Raw genomic sequence first — 14128 nt, 5'->3', positions numbered from 1 at the left:
ATGAGGAACTGGAGCTTGATAGGCTCCAGTTCTGTTTCAACTCTCTGCAGGAAGGAGGAAACCATATTGAGCAGCAATTTCGTACACTGGATATTTAATGAAGGGGACGGTAATACCGTACATAATCAAGTGCTTCCGAAGCCCCCGCTTTTATACAAAAACGACCGTGGTCTAAGGCCGCAATGGAGAAAGGGAAGGGCATCTGCCGCACTATGGCTGGATGGATACTCCAGTTATCTGGAATCTGAATATAAACTGGACCAAATTGATGCCTTTACAATCGAAGTATGGATTGCTCCACGCAATTTCAGCGGGTACAGCCAAGCCCCCTCCGCCATCATCAATCAGCACAGCAGAAGGGATCAGACAGGATTCTTGCTTGGACTTGATGGAGATGGGTGTGCCGTATTTCAAGCGGGTTCAGGTGCGGAATGGATCGAGCTGTCTGCTGACAAACCGCTTGAAAGAGGGAGCTGGAGCCAGCTTATTGCCGCTGTATCCAACAGCAGTATATCTCTGTACGTAAATGGCGAAAAAGCAGCAGACAGGAAGGTTCACAATTTCGCATGTAAACCATCGGACGCTCCGCTTATGATCGGTAAACATAATGAAGAAGAACGGATTGCTGGTGTCTTCATTCCCAATATGTTCAGCGGTCTGATGGATGAAGTGAAATTCGTTGGAGAAGCGGTTGCACAGGAGGGTGCATCAGCGCTCTTTCATTCTCCTCCGCCTGTCACAGAGGATCAGATTGGCCTTAACAGGAATGAGTGGAAGCAGGATCGCCACAGGCCGCAGTTTCACGCTTCCCCGCCCGGCCACTGGATGAATGAGCCACATGCTCCTTTCTTTTATAAAGGGAAATATCATTTGTTTTATCAGCACAACCCTCAGGGGCCCTTTTGGGGAAATATCCACTGGGGTCACTGGATAAGTGAAGATCTGATCCACTGGAAGGACCTTCCGGTGGCGCTTGCTCCGGGGAAATTTGAAGTTGATCCCATCGGTACCTGGTCCGGAAGTGCTTCGTTTGATGAAGAAGGCAATCCGGTCTTGTTTTTCACAGCGGGCAACAGTTCCTTTACTCCAAACCAGATGACGGGCCTGGCTTACAGTACAGTTAAAGAAACAGGAGATCTGGAACTCAAAGAATGGAAAAAGCATCCGCTTCCGGTTGTCACACAGCCAGAGGGGATGAATCTGCACCATGATGGATTCCGGGATCCCTTCGTTTGGAAGGAAGATGGCCGATGGTTTCAGCTTGTGGCGTCAGGGTTTGAAGGGAAGGGCGGGACGATTCCCGTCTTTGTATCTGATAACCTGACAAAGTGGGATTTTAAAGGGTTTCTAATGGATTTCCCTCATGAAAAATACCCGCATCTCGGTGAAATCTGGGAGCTGCCAGTCCTGCTGCCGATTAGTCCGGAAAAGCACATCCTTCTCATCAGCCCGGTTGGAAAAGGGGCGCATGTAGAAGTGTACTATTGGATTGGAGAATGGAAAGCAGAGGAAGCAGCGTTCCTTCCGGATTTTGAAGAACCGAAGCTGATTGATCTGGGTCTGTTTCATTTCACAGGTCCAAGCGGAATGATTGACCCGCACACAGGGAAAATCCTATTATTTACAATCGCTCAAGGGGAGCGTACAGTAGAGAAAGAATATGAATCCGGATGGGCGCACACAGCAGGTATGCCAGTTCAGCTTTCCCTTGATGCAGAAGGCGGTTTACTGGTGGAACCGGCAGATGCGGCGGAATCACTCAGAGAAGAAGCTCTGCTTGCTTTATCTGAAGTGACGGCAAAGGAAGCACAGCCTTACCTAAAAGAGGTAAAGGGAGATATGCTTGATATCTTGTTAGAGGTGGAAGCAGAGCGTTCCTTTGCCCTAAGGGTCAGAATGACACCGGATCAGGAAGAGGAAACGGTTTTCCTGTATGATGCAGCAGAGAACCGTTTTTCAGCAGACCGGACAAGATCAACACGCGATCCCGCAGAAAAAACGGGAGGCATCCAGGGAGGTAAGCTTGAAAAACGGCTCCCGGTCCTTAAGGTAAGGCTGCTTCTGGATAAATCGTTAATTGAAGTGTACCTCAATAACTCCCAGACGCTGACGACCAGAACGTATCCGGACAGCCTGGATGCTTTGGGAATCCGGTTAGATGGACCGGACGATCTCAAGATTAATGCGCTGAATATCTGGAGAATGAAATCCATCTATTACTGACTGAACAGCAGAGAAAGGGGGAAAGAGAATGAATATCGTAAATAAGAGGAATTCCCGCTTTATTTCAAAGGCAGCGGATTTTATGCTTGTGAATGTAATTTGGTTTATCAGCTGCCTGCCTATCATTACCATCTTTCCGGCAACCGCTGCACTTTTTGCAGTGGTAAGGCAGCATTATTTGAAAAAAGAATCTGAGGCTGGTCTTATGAAGACCTACTGGAATCATTTTCACCGCACTTTCCGGCAGCACTGGAAGTTAGCTATTGGCTGGACTGCGGCGGCTATGCTGATTGCTGCTGATCTCTTTTGGGCAAAAGCAGCCAATCAGGTGATCTTTGAAACCGCTCTCTCGGTTCTTGTTTTTTTATTTCTGCTTGTGAGCTTGTATATCTTCGCTGCTGCCGTCCATTTTGATGCGGATTCGAAAGGTGTGATCCGCAACAGTCTGATCATTCTGGTAGCCTTTCCGCTTAAAGCGATTTTTCTCGGACTCTCCCTTTATCTGTTTTTCATGCTAATCCTGGCATTTCCCGCTGCTATTCTCATGCTGCCGAGCTTATACACTGCTCTTGTGTTTGGCAGCTGCATGGATCTGTTTACAAAATATACACAGCAGGCTGACTATGCTTCACAATAAATGCACATATAAGGTGATGAAATGCTGAATACAAATGACAAATTTTCTTCAATGAAGGATGTAGCGGAGCTTGCAGGTGTCTCTACAGCTACCGTTTCCCACGTAATAAACGAGACCCGTTACGTATCTGAGAAAACAAAATTGAAGGTCATGCAGGTGATGAAGGAGCTTGATTATCGGCCGAATTCAATCGCGCGCAGTCTGAGAAGCTCCAAGTCCAAGACCATTGCCCTGCTTGTGCCGATCTTGGGGACTGATACGTCCAACTTCTTTTTTATGTCAATTGCCCAGGGGATTGAGAGTAAATTCAGAGAGCACGGCTATCATCTGATCCTCAGCAATACAAACGAGTCAATTGAAATTGAAAATGAGCAGATTAAGTCTTTTAACACACAGCTGATTGACGGTTTGATCATGGCGCCGGCAAGCCCTGATTCGGCTCACCTCCATGAGACGTTAAGCGGACGGTATCCGGTCGTGTTCATTGACCGGAAACCAAACGACTTAATAGGAGACTGCGTGCTTGCGGATAACCTGAACGGATCGCGTGAAGCAGTAGGGAGTTTGCTTGAACGGAGCGGATCCAAGGTTGGATTTATCTCTGGTGAACTTGGGCTGACAACAAGCGATGCACGTTTCGAGGGCTATAAACAGGCACTGAAAGACTATCATTTCCCCTTCCGTCCAGAGCTGGTCAAGATAGGACCTGCTACCTTTGAGGAAGGATACAGGCTTGCCAGAGAGCTGTGGGAAACCGGAAAGCCTTCCTCTGTTATGATTGCGAACAACATTATGACAATGGGAGCTATTTCGTTTTTTAATGAGAGAAAAATTAAGATTCCTGAAGAAATAAAAATTATCGGCTACGACGACTATGATTGGGCAAAAATTACTTCTCCGCCGCTGACAGTCGTTAAGCAGCCTGCATTTGAACTCGGTGTAAAGGCAGCGGAAGCTTTGATCAGCCGGATCGAGGACCCATCCCAGCCATTTCAGGATTACTATTTGCCTACGGAACTGGTAATAAGGGAAAGTACGAACTAACAAGGAGGAATGCTGGAATGGCAAAAGACATACAGAATGTACTAGACGCTGTACCTGTGTCAAGAGATCCCTTTAAGCTTGCCTACCATATCATGCCTCCAAAGAACTGGATGAATGATCCGAACGGGCTGGTGCACTGGAACGGGGAATACCATATCTTTTATCAGCACCACCCGCATGGGGTCACTTGGGGGCCAATGCACTGGGGCCATGTTAAGAGCACAGACCTTGTCCATTGGAAGCATGAGCCGATTGCACTGACCCCAGGTGAAATTTATGATGCAGACGGCTGCTTTTCGGGAAGTGCTGTAGATGATAACGGAAAACTTACCCTCATTTATACGGGGCACGTTTTCATTGATCAGGAAAAAGATCTCGTTGAACAGGTTCAGTGTATTGCGACGAGCGAGGATGGGAAAGTTTTTACGAAATATCCAGGCAACCCGGTCATCTCCGCGCCGCCTTCTGAAGGAAGCGGCCACTTCCGGGATCCGAAAGTATGGAAGCATGGAGAATCGTGGTATATGGTCCTCGGAACGAGAAAGGGAGACATCGGAAAGGTTGTCCTTTACAAATCGAAAGACCTTCATAATTGGGAGTATGTCGGTGTTATGCTGGAAAGCAACGGCCTTCAAGGCTACATGTGGGAATGCCCCGATCTGATTGAAATAGGCGGACGGCATGTCCTGATCATGTCACCTCAAGGCATGGAACCGGTCGGAGACCGCTATCAGAATAGATTCCAGACAGTCTACCTTACCGGGGATTTGGACTATTCAACCGGGCGGTTCACCTATGACACGTTTGAAGAGCTCGACAAAGGCTTCGACTTTTATGCTGCACAAACCATGAAAGACAAGCATGGCCGCTATATCTTATTTGGATGGATGGACATGTGGGATTCTCAAATGCCAACCCAGCAGCACGGCTGGTCCGGCGCTCTGACCATTCCGAGAGAGCTGCTGCTTACACACGATGGCAGGCTCGCCATGCAGCCTGTTGAAGAGCTGAAAAAATTAAGGGGCCGGCATTCGCATAAGGAAAATCTGCTGCTGGATGAAACTCAGTCCATCCTCCCTGTAGCAAACGGGGCGGCCCTGGAGCTTCTGGTAAGTCTGAAGCTGGATGGCACTGCGCAGAAAGCAGGACTTCTCGTCCGGTGCAGCGAAGACTTCCGTCAGCAAACGAGAATATATATTGATCAGAATGAACAAAAGCTTGTGGTCGACACAACCGCTTCAGGCGAGGGTCCCGGCGGAATCCGTATGACCCCATTAAATACAAAAGGACAGGAGGAGCTCATTCTCCACCTGTTCCTCGACCGCTCCTCCGTAGAAATCTTTACCGAAGACGGGCTGACTGTTCTCTCTAACCGGATTTATCCGGAAGAAACGAGCCTTGGGGTGAGTGTGTTTGCAGAAGGCGGGACCGCTGCCATTTCTACAGTAGACGTTTGGGAGCTGGAGGATATCTGGGAATAGATAAAAGTGACTTTATAAAACAAGGGGAGCGCAGTGATTGCAGCTCCCTTATTTTGGTTGGGTTGTTGTATAATTATGTAAAATATAGTATTGGCTGTTTTTCAGTCCGGGCAAATCAGTTGGTGTGAAATGCGAGCTGTAAAACGGATGAATTCGGTTATTGATGAATTTGAGTAATTATTAAGGAGGAGCGGATATGGATAAACCAGTTGCTTATGGCACTTTTGTAAAAAAGGGGAACGAAACGTATCGGACTTCAGCGTATCTTCAGTGGGGGGATTCAACAGAGTCTCTAGGGGCCTGTTTGCTGCTGAATCCAGGCTCTTCAAAAGGTGTTCTTGACGGAAAAATAACAATTGATCCAACGATGAATCAGCTAATCTCATTTATTCACAGAATTCGGGAAGAGTCCCAAGAACGTTCGGGAAGACTGCATATCTATAATTTGTTTAACCTCCAGGAAGCAAGCTCTGAGAAAGCCATTATAAAGTTTGAAAACCTTGTATCATCTGGCGAATACGATTTAGAAGAATCGCTCGCTTCTGCAGAAGAGTTAAAGGAACACCCATGGATTCTGCTGGGGTGGGGTGTCAAATACAAAAGTAAATGGAAGAACTTAAACGAGAGTAAGCGGAAATGGATGGAGCAAATAACAGAATCAAACATCCCTTACTTCGGAAAAGCACACCCTAAGAGGAACGACTATTACCATCCATGTCCACGCATATCCACTCAAAGGTCCCTTCTAATCGAAGACTTTGTAAGGCACTACAAACAGTCCTTCCGTGCAAGTCCAATGTAACAAACATAAGGAGCTGATCCCCTGCTTTCAGCGTTTTGCTGTTGCTATGTTTCTATTCTCGGGGAAAAGAAAAATAACCCCCCTATGCATTTAGTAGTTTAAAAATGTCGAAATAATCGTTATATTGTAAAAACATTGACGCACAAACAACATAACTTGTACCATAAATACAGGAGCTTTCGGCAAATTTCTGTTTGTAAGCGCTTTTAATCGATGTGAGGGGGGAGCACGATGAACGCAACCGCATTATGGGATTCAATGTGGAGGGTACATGATAAAACGAAGCAGCTGCTTTTATTCGCCATTCCCGGCAGTACGGAAAAGGCTGCGGCCGGCAGGAAAACGAACCAGTCTATTGAACCGGAGCCCCGCAGTTATAAAAGAGGGCAGCTAATCGGACTGATCCTTGGTCCGCTCCTTTTCCTGCTTTCTGTTCTTTTCTTTTCTCCGGAAGAGCTGAGCAGTGAGGGGCGCATGGTGTTTGCCATCACACTGTGGGTCGCAACCTGGTGGATCACGGAAGCGATCCCGATTCCCGCCACCTCTTTATTGCCGATCATTCTTTTACCCATCACGAGCGCGCTTCCCATGGACGAGGTGACTGCGAGCTATGGGAACCCCATCGTCTTCTTGTTCCTTGGCGGCTTCATGATTGCCCTTGCCATGGAAAAATGGAATCTGCATAAACGAATTGCTTTGAACATCATCTCGGTTGTCGGGACAAGCACGTCGAATATCGTTCTCGGCTTTATGATCGCGACAGGATTCCTGTCTATGTGGGTTTCCAATACAGCGGCCGTTATGATGATGATTCCGATCGGTACTGCCATTACCTATCAAGTATCCCAGGCTTTGAAAGGGAGCAGCAAAGACTTGGCGGCTGAGGAGGAGAAGTTCTCAAAGGTGCTCATTTTTGCGATCGGGTACGCGGGGACCATCGGGGGTCTTGGGACGCTGATCGGCACACCGCCGAACATCATCCTTGCCGGTATCGTCTCTGAGCTTTACGGAGTGCAGATTTCCTTCGGAAGCTGGATGCTGTTCGCCGTTCCTGTCGTCATCCTGCTTTTGTTTTCTACATGGTTTTACCTTGTCAAAGTGGCTCATCCTATGAAAATCAAAGAAATCCCCGGTGGGAAAGAACTCATCAGAAACGAGAAGTCGGCACTTGGAAGAATGAGTTTCGAGGAAAAAGCTGTCAGTATAATCTTCATCTTTGCCGCTTTCATGTGGATTTCTCAAACGTTCCTTTGGAAAGGAATCATTCCCGGCATTGATGATACGATGGTCGCCATCACAGCGGGTGTCATCTTTTTCTTGATTCCTGCCAAAAAGAAAGGCGAACGCCTTTTGGACTGGAGTGTAGCGAAGGATATTCCTTGGGGAATTCTGCTGCTGTTCGGAGGCGGTTTGGCCATTGCCGGCGGATTTAGCTCTACGGGTCTTGCTGAATGGCTGGGGAATCAACTGAAGGTGCTGGATGGGGTTCACTTCCTGATTATGATCATTGTCGTGACGACATTTGTACTGTTCCTGACAGAAATCACATCCAACACAGCGACTGCTACCATGATCCTGCCGGTGCTCGCCTCATTGGCAGTGGCCATAAATGTTCATCCGTATGCAATCATGGTCCCTGCAGCAATGGCAGCAAACTGTGCCTTCATGCTGCCGGTGGGAACTCCGCCTAATGCGATTATCTTTGCGACGGGCAAGCTGAAGATTACCGAAATGGTGAAACACGGATTCTGGGTAAACATTTTCTGCGTCATCTTGATTGTTGGGGCCGTGTATCTTCTATTGCCTGTGCTCTGGGGCGTGGATCTGCAGGTATTCCCTGACGCATTCAAATCATAGGTAGGGAGCGTGTTCAAGATGAGAAAAATTGAAATAGCTGCGTTGCCAGGAGATGGAGTAGGAGTCGAAGTCACAGAAGCCGCGAAGGATGTGCTTCATACTCTTGCAAGAGCTCATGGAGGGGTTGAGTTTTCCTTCACAGATTTTCCTTGGAGCTGTGATTACTATAGCAAGCACGGAGAAATGATGCCGAAGGATGCTATTTCAACCCTCAGCCAGTTTGAAGCAATCTTCCTCGGTGCCGTGGGAAATCCTGCGATTGTGCCGGATCACATTTCCTTATGGGGGATGCTCATTAAAATCCGGAGAGAATTTGAGCTTTCCGTAAATGTCCGGCCTGCCAAAAAAGTGAAGGGTATCACCTCACCCCTTGCCAATCCGAAAGACTTCGATCTGATCGTGATTCGGGAAAACAGCGAAGGCGAATACAGTGAAGTCGGGGGGCGCATTCACCGGGGAGAGCATGAGATGGCCATCCAGAACGCAGTGTTCACCAGAAGGGCGACAGAAAAGGTCATCCGCTATGCATTTCAGCTCGCAGAAAAACGAAACAACCGTTTAGTGAGCGCGACGAAATCAAACGGCATTGTGCATTCCATGCCATTCTGGGATGAAGTGACAAAGTCCGTGGCAGCAGAGTATCCTCATGTACATACCCAATCCACGCATATCGATGCACTCGCCGCTTTTTTCGTAAGTAAACCGGCTGAGTTCGATGTCGTGGTCGCAAGCAACTTATTTGGAGACATTTTAACAGACATCGGCTCCGCCATCATGGGAAGCATCGGGATTGCTCCATCCGCCAACCTTAACCTGGAAGGTCGCTACCCGTCCATGTTCGAACCTGTTCATGGATCTGCGCCGGACATTGCAGGTAAAGGGATCGCCAACCCAATCGGCCAAATCTGGACTGCGAAGATGATGCTCGACCATTTTGGATTTGAGGAGCTCGGACAAGTCCTGATGGATAGCATGGAAGAGGTGACGGAAGCGGGTATAAAAACGCCTGATATTGGGGGAACGGCCAATACGAGAGCTGTAACGGAAGCGGTGAAAGAGAAGATTCTTGAGACAGCGAGGGTTTAGCGGGGGAGAAGGCCGCAATTTAAATCAGAACAAGTAAAACCGATAGCGGCTACCCGTTATCGGTTTTAAATTTTCCGCAAACAAAGGATGCATCAGAGCATCGTCCGCCAAACGTTCTTCGCTTTTGCTAAAATCCCCTCAACAAATGGTCCCTTTCCTTCGGTATAAGCTGTTCTGTCAGAAGCATATTTTCGTGCCAATTCTACTTTCAGCCTTTCATATTCTCTCATTGCGTCACTGTTATTCCGCAAATAGTCCCTGAAAAGAATCTGGTTGTTCCAGCTTTCACTTTGATATACATAGAGATGAAGGTGGTGGGTTCCGGCTCCCCATTCACCCCTGCGAAAGAATCGCCTTTGGGGGAAGTGCGGATGGTGCACAAATTCATATCCGAACTCCTTCAATGGCCCGATATATAACTCAGCCGCTCTCAAATCAGTTACTCCTGCAGCAATATCCAAAATTGGTTTAGCCGCTAAGCCTGGAACAGAGGTACTTCCGATATGTTCAATGGAAAGGATGTCTTCTTTTAAGGCACCTGATAATGCTTTTTTCTCTGCTTCGAATTCTCTTGGCCATCTTTCCTGGTATTTTTCAATTTTGACGAAAGCTTCTCCGATAATAAGTTCCCTCCTGATTTAAGGATTAGCGCTCCTTCCGATAAACTGTCACCCCGTCATACTCTTTAAAATCCGTGCCCGCTAAAAAATCAAGCAACATCTCGTTGAATTGATCTTTTTTCATCGTACTCAGAGGATCAAAGGCATCTTTAAATAATGCGAGAACTGCATCCGGAATATGGTCGAACAAAGTCTGGGAACCCTTCTTTTCGTCCACACCCATCACCTTCTTTTCACCGCCCAAGACAAGAGTCGCAGCAGTGATGTTCTTCAATTCACTTGTATGCTCCGGAAACTCTGAGTTTTTGGCGAAAATAAGCATGTCTTTGTCAAAGGTGAATGAGTCCCGCAGCACCTTTTTCGTATATTCATCTTTCCCGTAAATCTTCAGCATCTGATTGATGATGGTATTATAAGACAGCATTTTGAAGATAGCATTGGAAAGCTTCAATACCCAGCCCGCCACTTTGGTTGGGATTTCACTGTATCCGTTTGAGAGCACCAGCTTATCGACATATTGCGGATATTTGGCTGCAAACAGCTGGGCAGTAACAGAACCATAGGATAATCCAACAAGGTGTACTTTCTGAAGGCCCATCCGATCCAGAAGGGCTTTCAAGTCATCAGCCATCACTCTTGCGGAAAACTTGTTATCAGGGAAGTGCTTGCTGGATTCCCCGTGTCCTCTCATGTCCGGCATAATCATCCGGTACTTGGAGGAAAAGGCCTCAATCTGCGGCTCCCACATCCTCCATCCGGCACCAAGGCCATGCAGGAAAACAACGGGAGGTCCATCACCCCGGACTTCATAATGGAGTTGAATGTCTTGAACTTGAATGGTCGGCATATAGAGTCCCTCACAAAATAACAGAATAGAAACATATCCCCTATTATAATCTGGTAAAATATGAAAGTGTATAGCGGTCAGTGAAAAAGTTTCTCTATTTGCTCCCGGTCATCATCCAAAATCCAATTCTGTCTTTTTTCATAAAGAGACCTCAACTCTTCTTTACGCGAGGCAATAACATCACAGCCCCGGTCATCGTACAGGTGATAGATGATTTTTCGGGTAAGATTTACAAAGTAAAGATCCACTCCTGCTTGAGGGAACCCCTTTCCTATTTTTGCAGGGTGATTGGTATCTTCAAACGAAATTACCCTGAGAAGCGCCTTATACCGGATATCCCCCTTTTGACAAGGCAGAAAAAACCGGTGCGTAACCATGTCTTCTTCATTAAAAACTTCAGGCAGGGTAAGATGCTGCAGCTTCTTTCTTTTCTCTTTGTCCCTGATGTATTTTTGATAGACATTCAAAGGTCTTTTTTTAAGAAAAGCATCGTTTTTTGCACAATGGATGTCTGTTACCAGGAGGACTTCGTCATGCGGCAAAAAAACATCATCAAAAATCCGGGTGCTTCTTTCTGCAATTTGCTGCTGATTTTGTGGATGTTCAGTATCCAACCCCGGCATGGAGATTTCAAACCGGATGCCGTACTTCCAGGAATAGAAGAGCGCCGGCCTTAATATGAGATGAGGGAAATGAGTGTTAAGAAATGGATGGATCATAGGACCTCCAATTTACGTTTTTAAAAGGAGTTTACGGTATGAAACTTTTTACTGCTATAGGTGTTTCCCATCTATCATTTTCTGACGGGAAATTGATAAAGAAAAAGTACAGGAAATTCGAATTAACGAAAACAGAAAAACTGACAGATTCTCTCTATCATTTTATTTTTCAAAAAGAAAACATGCCGATCCATAGCTATTATTTCATCGTGGATGACTTGGAAACAGAACGCTATCTATTCGTGGAAAACAACGAGTATTATAAGGATTTCTGTAAACAGTTTTTTAGGGTTCCTTTTATGATGCCTGAAACCGATATGGACGTTTATTTAGATGTGCACAAACCGGAAGAGGTTTATAAACAGGTGAATCAAGTATACCGGGATCACTTTTATGAAGAGCATGAATCCATGCCGATTTCTCACTTTTTCGGTCAGCAGGAATGGCATGGGAATGCCTATCTCATTGCGAACCGCGCTGCATTACTCGAGTTAAAAGATGCCATTGATACCGCCCTGCTTCATGGGGAATCCAGAACAGTCTCTTTTCCTTCTGATGGCGAGGGGTATTATACGTACATTAAATGTGTGGATGAAGACTTCGACTGGGAGCAGGTTGACATGCCGTATCACAACCCTAAATACTTTTCACGAGAAGAGGCAGAGCCATATAAAAGCTTTACCCATTACAAAAACCACTTACGCTAAAAGGAGAATACGATGAAAATCTTATTGTCATTTTGTATTATTGCAGGGCTGCTTTTCACTGCTGCGGCCTGCTCGCAAAAAGAAACCATGGTCCTGCTCGACGAAAAAATCTCAGAAATCAATCTTTCCAAATCGAATGGTACAGGAGAGATGAATGAAGAAATTCTGCTGTCTATTAAAGACCAGGAATCCATCCGGATTTTTGAACAAGCCATCACTTCCGCCGTCAAACAATCCGGCACTCCCAAAATGCCGATGCCGGATTACGATGCAGCGGTTCACTACAAGGCGGATGTACCGCCGCATGCCCTGCATTTTTGGCTTGGTGAGCAAGGAAGGCAGAGTACGTTTATGTATGTGACGGATGATGATGCAGTATACCTTACTTCGGCAAAAATGACGGAGAAGCTGCGGGAGCTGATGGCTGATCAAAAATAGTCTTTTTAGTGCCTTCGATTTCCAAGGACCATATGACTCCTTCTCTGATCATGTATTCCCTTGCCACTGTTTCATCCGGGGAGGAAGGTTCTTTTATTTTGATTACATTGTTCAGTAATAGCCTTCTATAATCGGCATCCAACGTTTCCAATTCTTCTTCAAGCCACGTTGAGCAGGAATAGAAAGGAGCCCATTCATTTTTGGAGAGCCATAACGGTTTTTCATTGTTCTCCTCACACTCTATGAATCTATTTTTGTATTGGCCGATCTGATTACTAATCGCAATAATGATTTGAGATTCAAAGATATCGTCTTGATTCACATTTAATCTTAGATAAAACTCGTCCTGGTGCCTGCTTAATACATGTGTCCAAGCTTGGGCAACATCCTCTAGTGCCTGGACAACTTCTCTCTTATACCAGAAAGGAAAAGAGTGAATGGAGTGATCGTTAAACATTTTCACATAATCGAAATGATATTCGAACAGGAAGGTGAGGGCTGGATGGCTGGATTCTTCCTTCCAGTTTTGAAGCTTTCTTATTTTTCGTTTCCACCCTCTTGTTCTCATTTGACACCTCTATAACGGTTACTCCCAGGGAGCTTCTTCACTTCATTCCATGCAGCAATGGCATTCCCGCGGCTTTTCCCTTTATTTTCGGGATCGGCATAATAATCACGAGTGAATTGATTGTACTCAAATTGAGGGGCTATGCTTTTGACGTAGGAAGGATCCTTTTTACGGGCTTCTTCCCCGTGCCAGGCATTTACCGCATCCCGATAGGTTTTGCCGGCATTTGTTTTAAAATAGTTTTGGATATAGGAAGAAAAATGGAATGCCGGGATGACCGTCTTGAAAAATTCTCTTACCTGCTGGCTGCAGCGGTGATTTTCTGCTATGACGGTATCCAGGTTTAATATTGATGTTGAATTCATCGCCCCGTTGGACGAATGTTTTTTCAAAGGCTTTAAAATTTCACCTGTCCGAAGAAAGGCTTCAATCCTTCTGGAAATCTCAATCTTTGAGCCGGAAGCACTTAAACCGTTTTCTCTGCAGAAAGATTGGAGTTCTTCTTTTAGCCAGTAGTAGTCTTTGAAAGTATCCGGGTTTAGTCCTGCATTTAAATGGGGTCTCATCTTTGCACCTCAGTTTTCTTTTATTATAGAACGTTTATTCCTATATGTGGAATGAAATGTTGAAATAAGTGGAAATTAGTTTGCGCATAGAAGTACATAAAACTAACTAGTTTTAGTATGTAGTTATTAGGGCGGAGGTGCTGACTGTGAGAAGACGGTTCTTTCTAATTATAACGATGGTGATGTTTGCAGTGACAGCTGTGAGCTGTGGTATGAGTGCAGAGGAGAAGGAAGAGCAGGAAAAGATTAAAGAGTACGCTGCCCCTATCGCAATTGAATTTGCAGAAGAGATGGAGGGAGGAAAATTTATTATTGATGGTTACGAATTTTCATCAAAGTTGGGAGGAGGCCTTCTATTTGTTCGTGGACATTATGAAGGAGAAAAACCTAATAGACGTACAGTTCAAATTTCTTACAATACAGATAATTATCGAGAAATGACTGCGAATGCTCTTAAATTATCTAATGGAAATTAACCAGGAGATGAATGTTCATGGTGACTGATAGACCGTAGAGCGCTTTATCCAATACAC

Annotated in this window: 15 protein-coding genes; 10 read left to right on the top strand and 5 right to left on the bottom strand. The window is 45.9% G+C overall.

Translation table 11 applies throughout. The features are described 5' to 3' along the window. Positions 1-66 precede the first annotated feature (66 nt). The 7 genes from GKZ89_RS16190 (at position 67) to GKZ89_RS16160 (ending at position 9130) form a co-directional block, all read left to right on the top strand. On the top strand, positions 67-2223 hold the full coding sequence (locus tag GKZ89_RS16190; RefSeq protein WP_162356971.1) for a LamG-like jellyroll fold domain-containing protein: 2157 nt from the start codon (positions 67-69) through the stop codon (positions 2221-2223). A gap of 28 nt (positions 2224-2251) precedes the next feature. Further along, entirely contained in the window at positions 2252-2860 is a 609-nt protein-coding gene (locus GKZ89_RS16185; protein ID WP_155113448.1) for a YesL family protein, read from the top strand. Positions 2861-2881: 21 nt separating this feature from the next. Next, a complete protein-coding gene (locus GKZ89_RS16180; RefSeq protein WP_155113447.1) occupies positions 2882-3904 on the top strand; it encodes a LacI family DNA-binding transcriptional regulator in 1023 nt (340 codons plus the stop codon). 17 nt (positions 3905-3921) lie between these two features. Next, positions 3922-5385: a glycoside hydrolase family 32 protein gene (locus GKZ89_RS16175; protein ID WP_155113446.1), complete on the top strand. Its 1464-nt coding sequence runs from the start codon at positions 3922-3924 to the stop codon at positions 5383-5385. Between the two features lie 196 nt (positions 5386-5581). Continuing rightward, positions 5582-6187, top strand: a complete 606-nt coding sequence (locus GKZ89_RS16170; RefSeq protein WP_155113445.1) for a DUF1643 domain-containing protein — start codon at positions 5582-5584, stop codon at positions 6185-6187. Between the two features lie 231 nt (positions 6188-6418). Further along, positions 6419-8044: an SLC13 family permease gene (locus GKZ89_RS16165; protein ID WP_155113444.1), complete on the top strand. Its 1626-nt coding sequence runs from the start codon at positions 6419-6421 to the stop codon at positions 8042-8044. Between the two features lie 18 nt (positions 8045-8062). Beyond that, entirely contained in the window at positions 8063-9130 is a 1068-nt protein-coding gene (locus GKZ89_RS16160; RefSeq protein ID WP_155113443.1) for a tartrate dehydrogenase, read from the top strand. A 92-nt stretch (positions 9131-9222) separates the two neighbouring features. Here GKZ89_RS16160 and GKZ89_RS16155 read toward each other — a convergent pair whose 3' ends face one another. The 3 genes from GKZ89_RS16155 to GKZ89_RS16145 all read right to left on the bottom strand — a co-directional run bounded on the left by GKZ89_RS16155 (position 9223) and on the right by GKZ89_RS16145 (position 11316). Next, positions 9223-9729 carry a GrpB family protein gene (locus GKZ89_RS16155; RefSeq protein WP_338324940.1) on the bottom strand — a complete coding sequence of 169 codons (507 nt, stop codon included), beginning with the start codon at positions 9727-9729 and terminating at the stop codon, positions 9223-9225. Positions 9730-9775: 46 nt separating this feature from the next. After that, positions 9776-10597 (bottom strand): alpha/beta fold hydrolase, encoded by an 822-nt coding sequence (locus GKZ89_RS16150; RefSeq protein WP_155113442.1) that lies wholly within the window; start codon positions 10595-10597, stop codon positions 9776-9778. A gap of 77 nt (positions 10598-10674) precedes the next feature. After that, complete coding sequence (locus GKZ89_RS16145) at positions 10675-11316, bottom strand: DUF3885 domain-containing protein (protein WP_155113441.1); 642 nt, start codon at positions 11314-11316, stop codon at positions 10675-10677. Positions 11317-11354: 38 nt separating this feature from the next. On the opposite strand from GKZ89_RS16145, the gene GKZ89_RS16140 reads away from it, so the two are divergent. Further along, the gene (locus GKZ89_RS16140) at positions 11355-12023 is read left to right on the top strand and encodes a hypothetical protein (RefSeq protein ID WP_155113440.1); all 669 of its coding nucleotides are present in this window, start codon (positions 11355-11357) and stop codon (positions 12021-12023) included. 12 nt (positions 12024-12035) lie between these two features. Further along, on the top strand, positions 12036-12461 hold the full coding sequence (locus tag GKZ89_RS16135; protein ID WP_241680298.1) for a YhfM domain-containing protein: 426 nt from the start codon (positions 12036-12038) through the stop codon (positions 12459-12461). Here GKZ89_RS16135 and GKZ89_RS16130 read toward each other — a convergent pair. Next, positions 12406-13029 carry a hypothetical protein gene (locus GKZ89_RS16130; RefSeq protein ID WP_155113439.1) on the bottom strand — a complete coding sequence of 208 codons (624 nt, stop codon included), beginning with the start codon at positions 13027-13029 and terminating at the stop codon, positions 12406-12408. The genes GKZ89_RS16135 and GKZ89_RS16130 overlap by 56 nt on opposite strands. After that, positions 13026-13595 (bottom strand): DUF6434 domain-containing protein, encoded by a 570-nt coding sequence (locus tag GKZ89_RS16125; protein ID WP_155113438.1) that lies wholly within the window; start codon positions 13593-13595, stop codon positions 13026-13028. The genes GKZ89_RS16130 and GKZ89_RS16125 overlap by 4 nt, the downstream gene beginning before the upstream one ends. A 146-nt stretch (positions 13596-13741) precedes the next feature. Here GKZ89_RS16125 and GKZ89_RS16120 point away from each other — a divergent pair, with 146 nt between their 5' ends. Further along, positions 13742-14071, top strand: coding sequence for a hypothetical protein (locus tag GKZ89_RS16120; RefSeq protein WP_155113437.1), 330 nt, complete (start codon positions 13742-13744; stop codon positions 14069-14071). The last annotated feature ends 57 nt before the right edge of the window (positions 14072-14128 follow it).

The sequence above is a fragment of the Metabacillus mangrovi genome (assembly GCF_009711125.1).
GTDB classification, from domain to species: domain Bacteria; phylum Bacillota; class Bacilli; order Bacillales; family Bacillaceae; genus Metabacillus_B; species Metabacillus_B mangrovi.
This window is presented reverse-complemented; position numbering and strand designations above follow the sequence as displayed.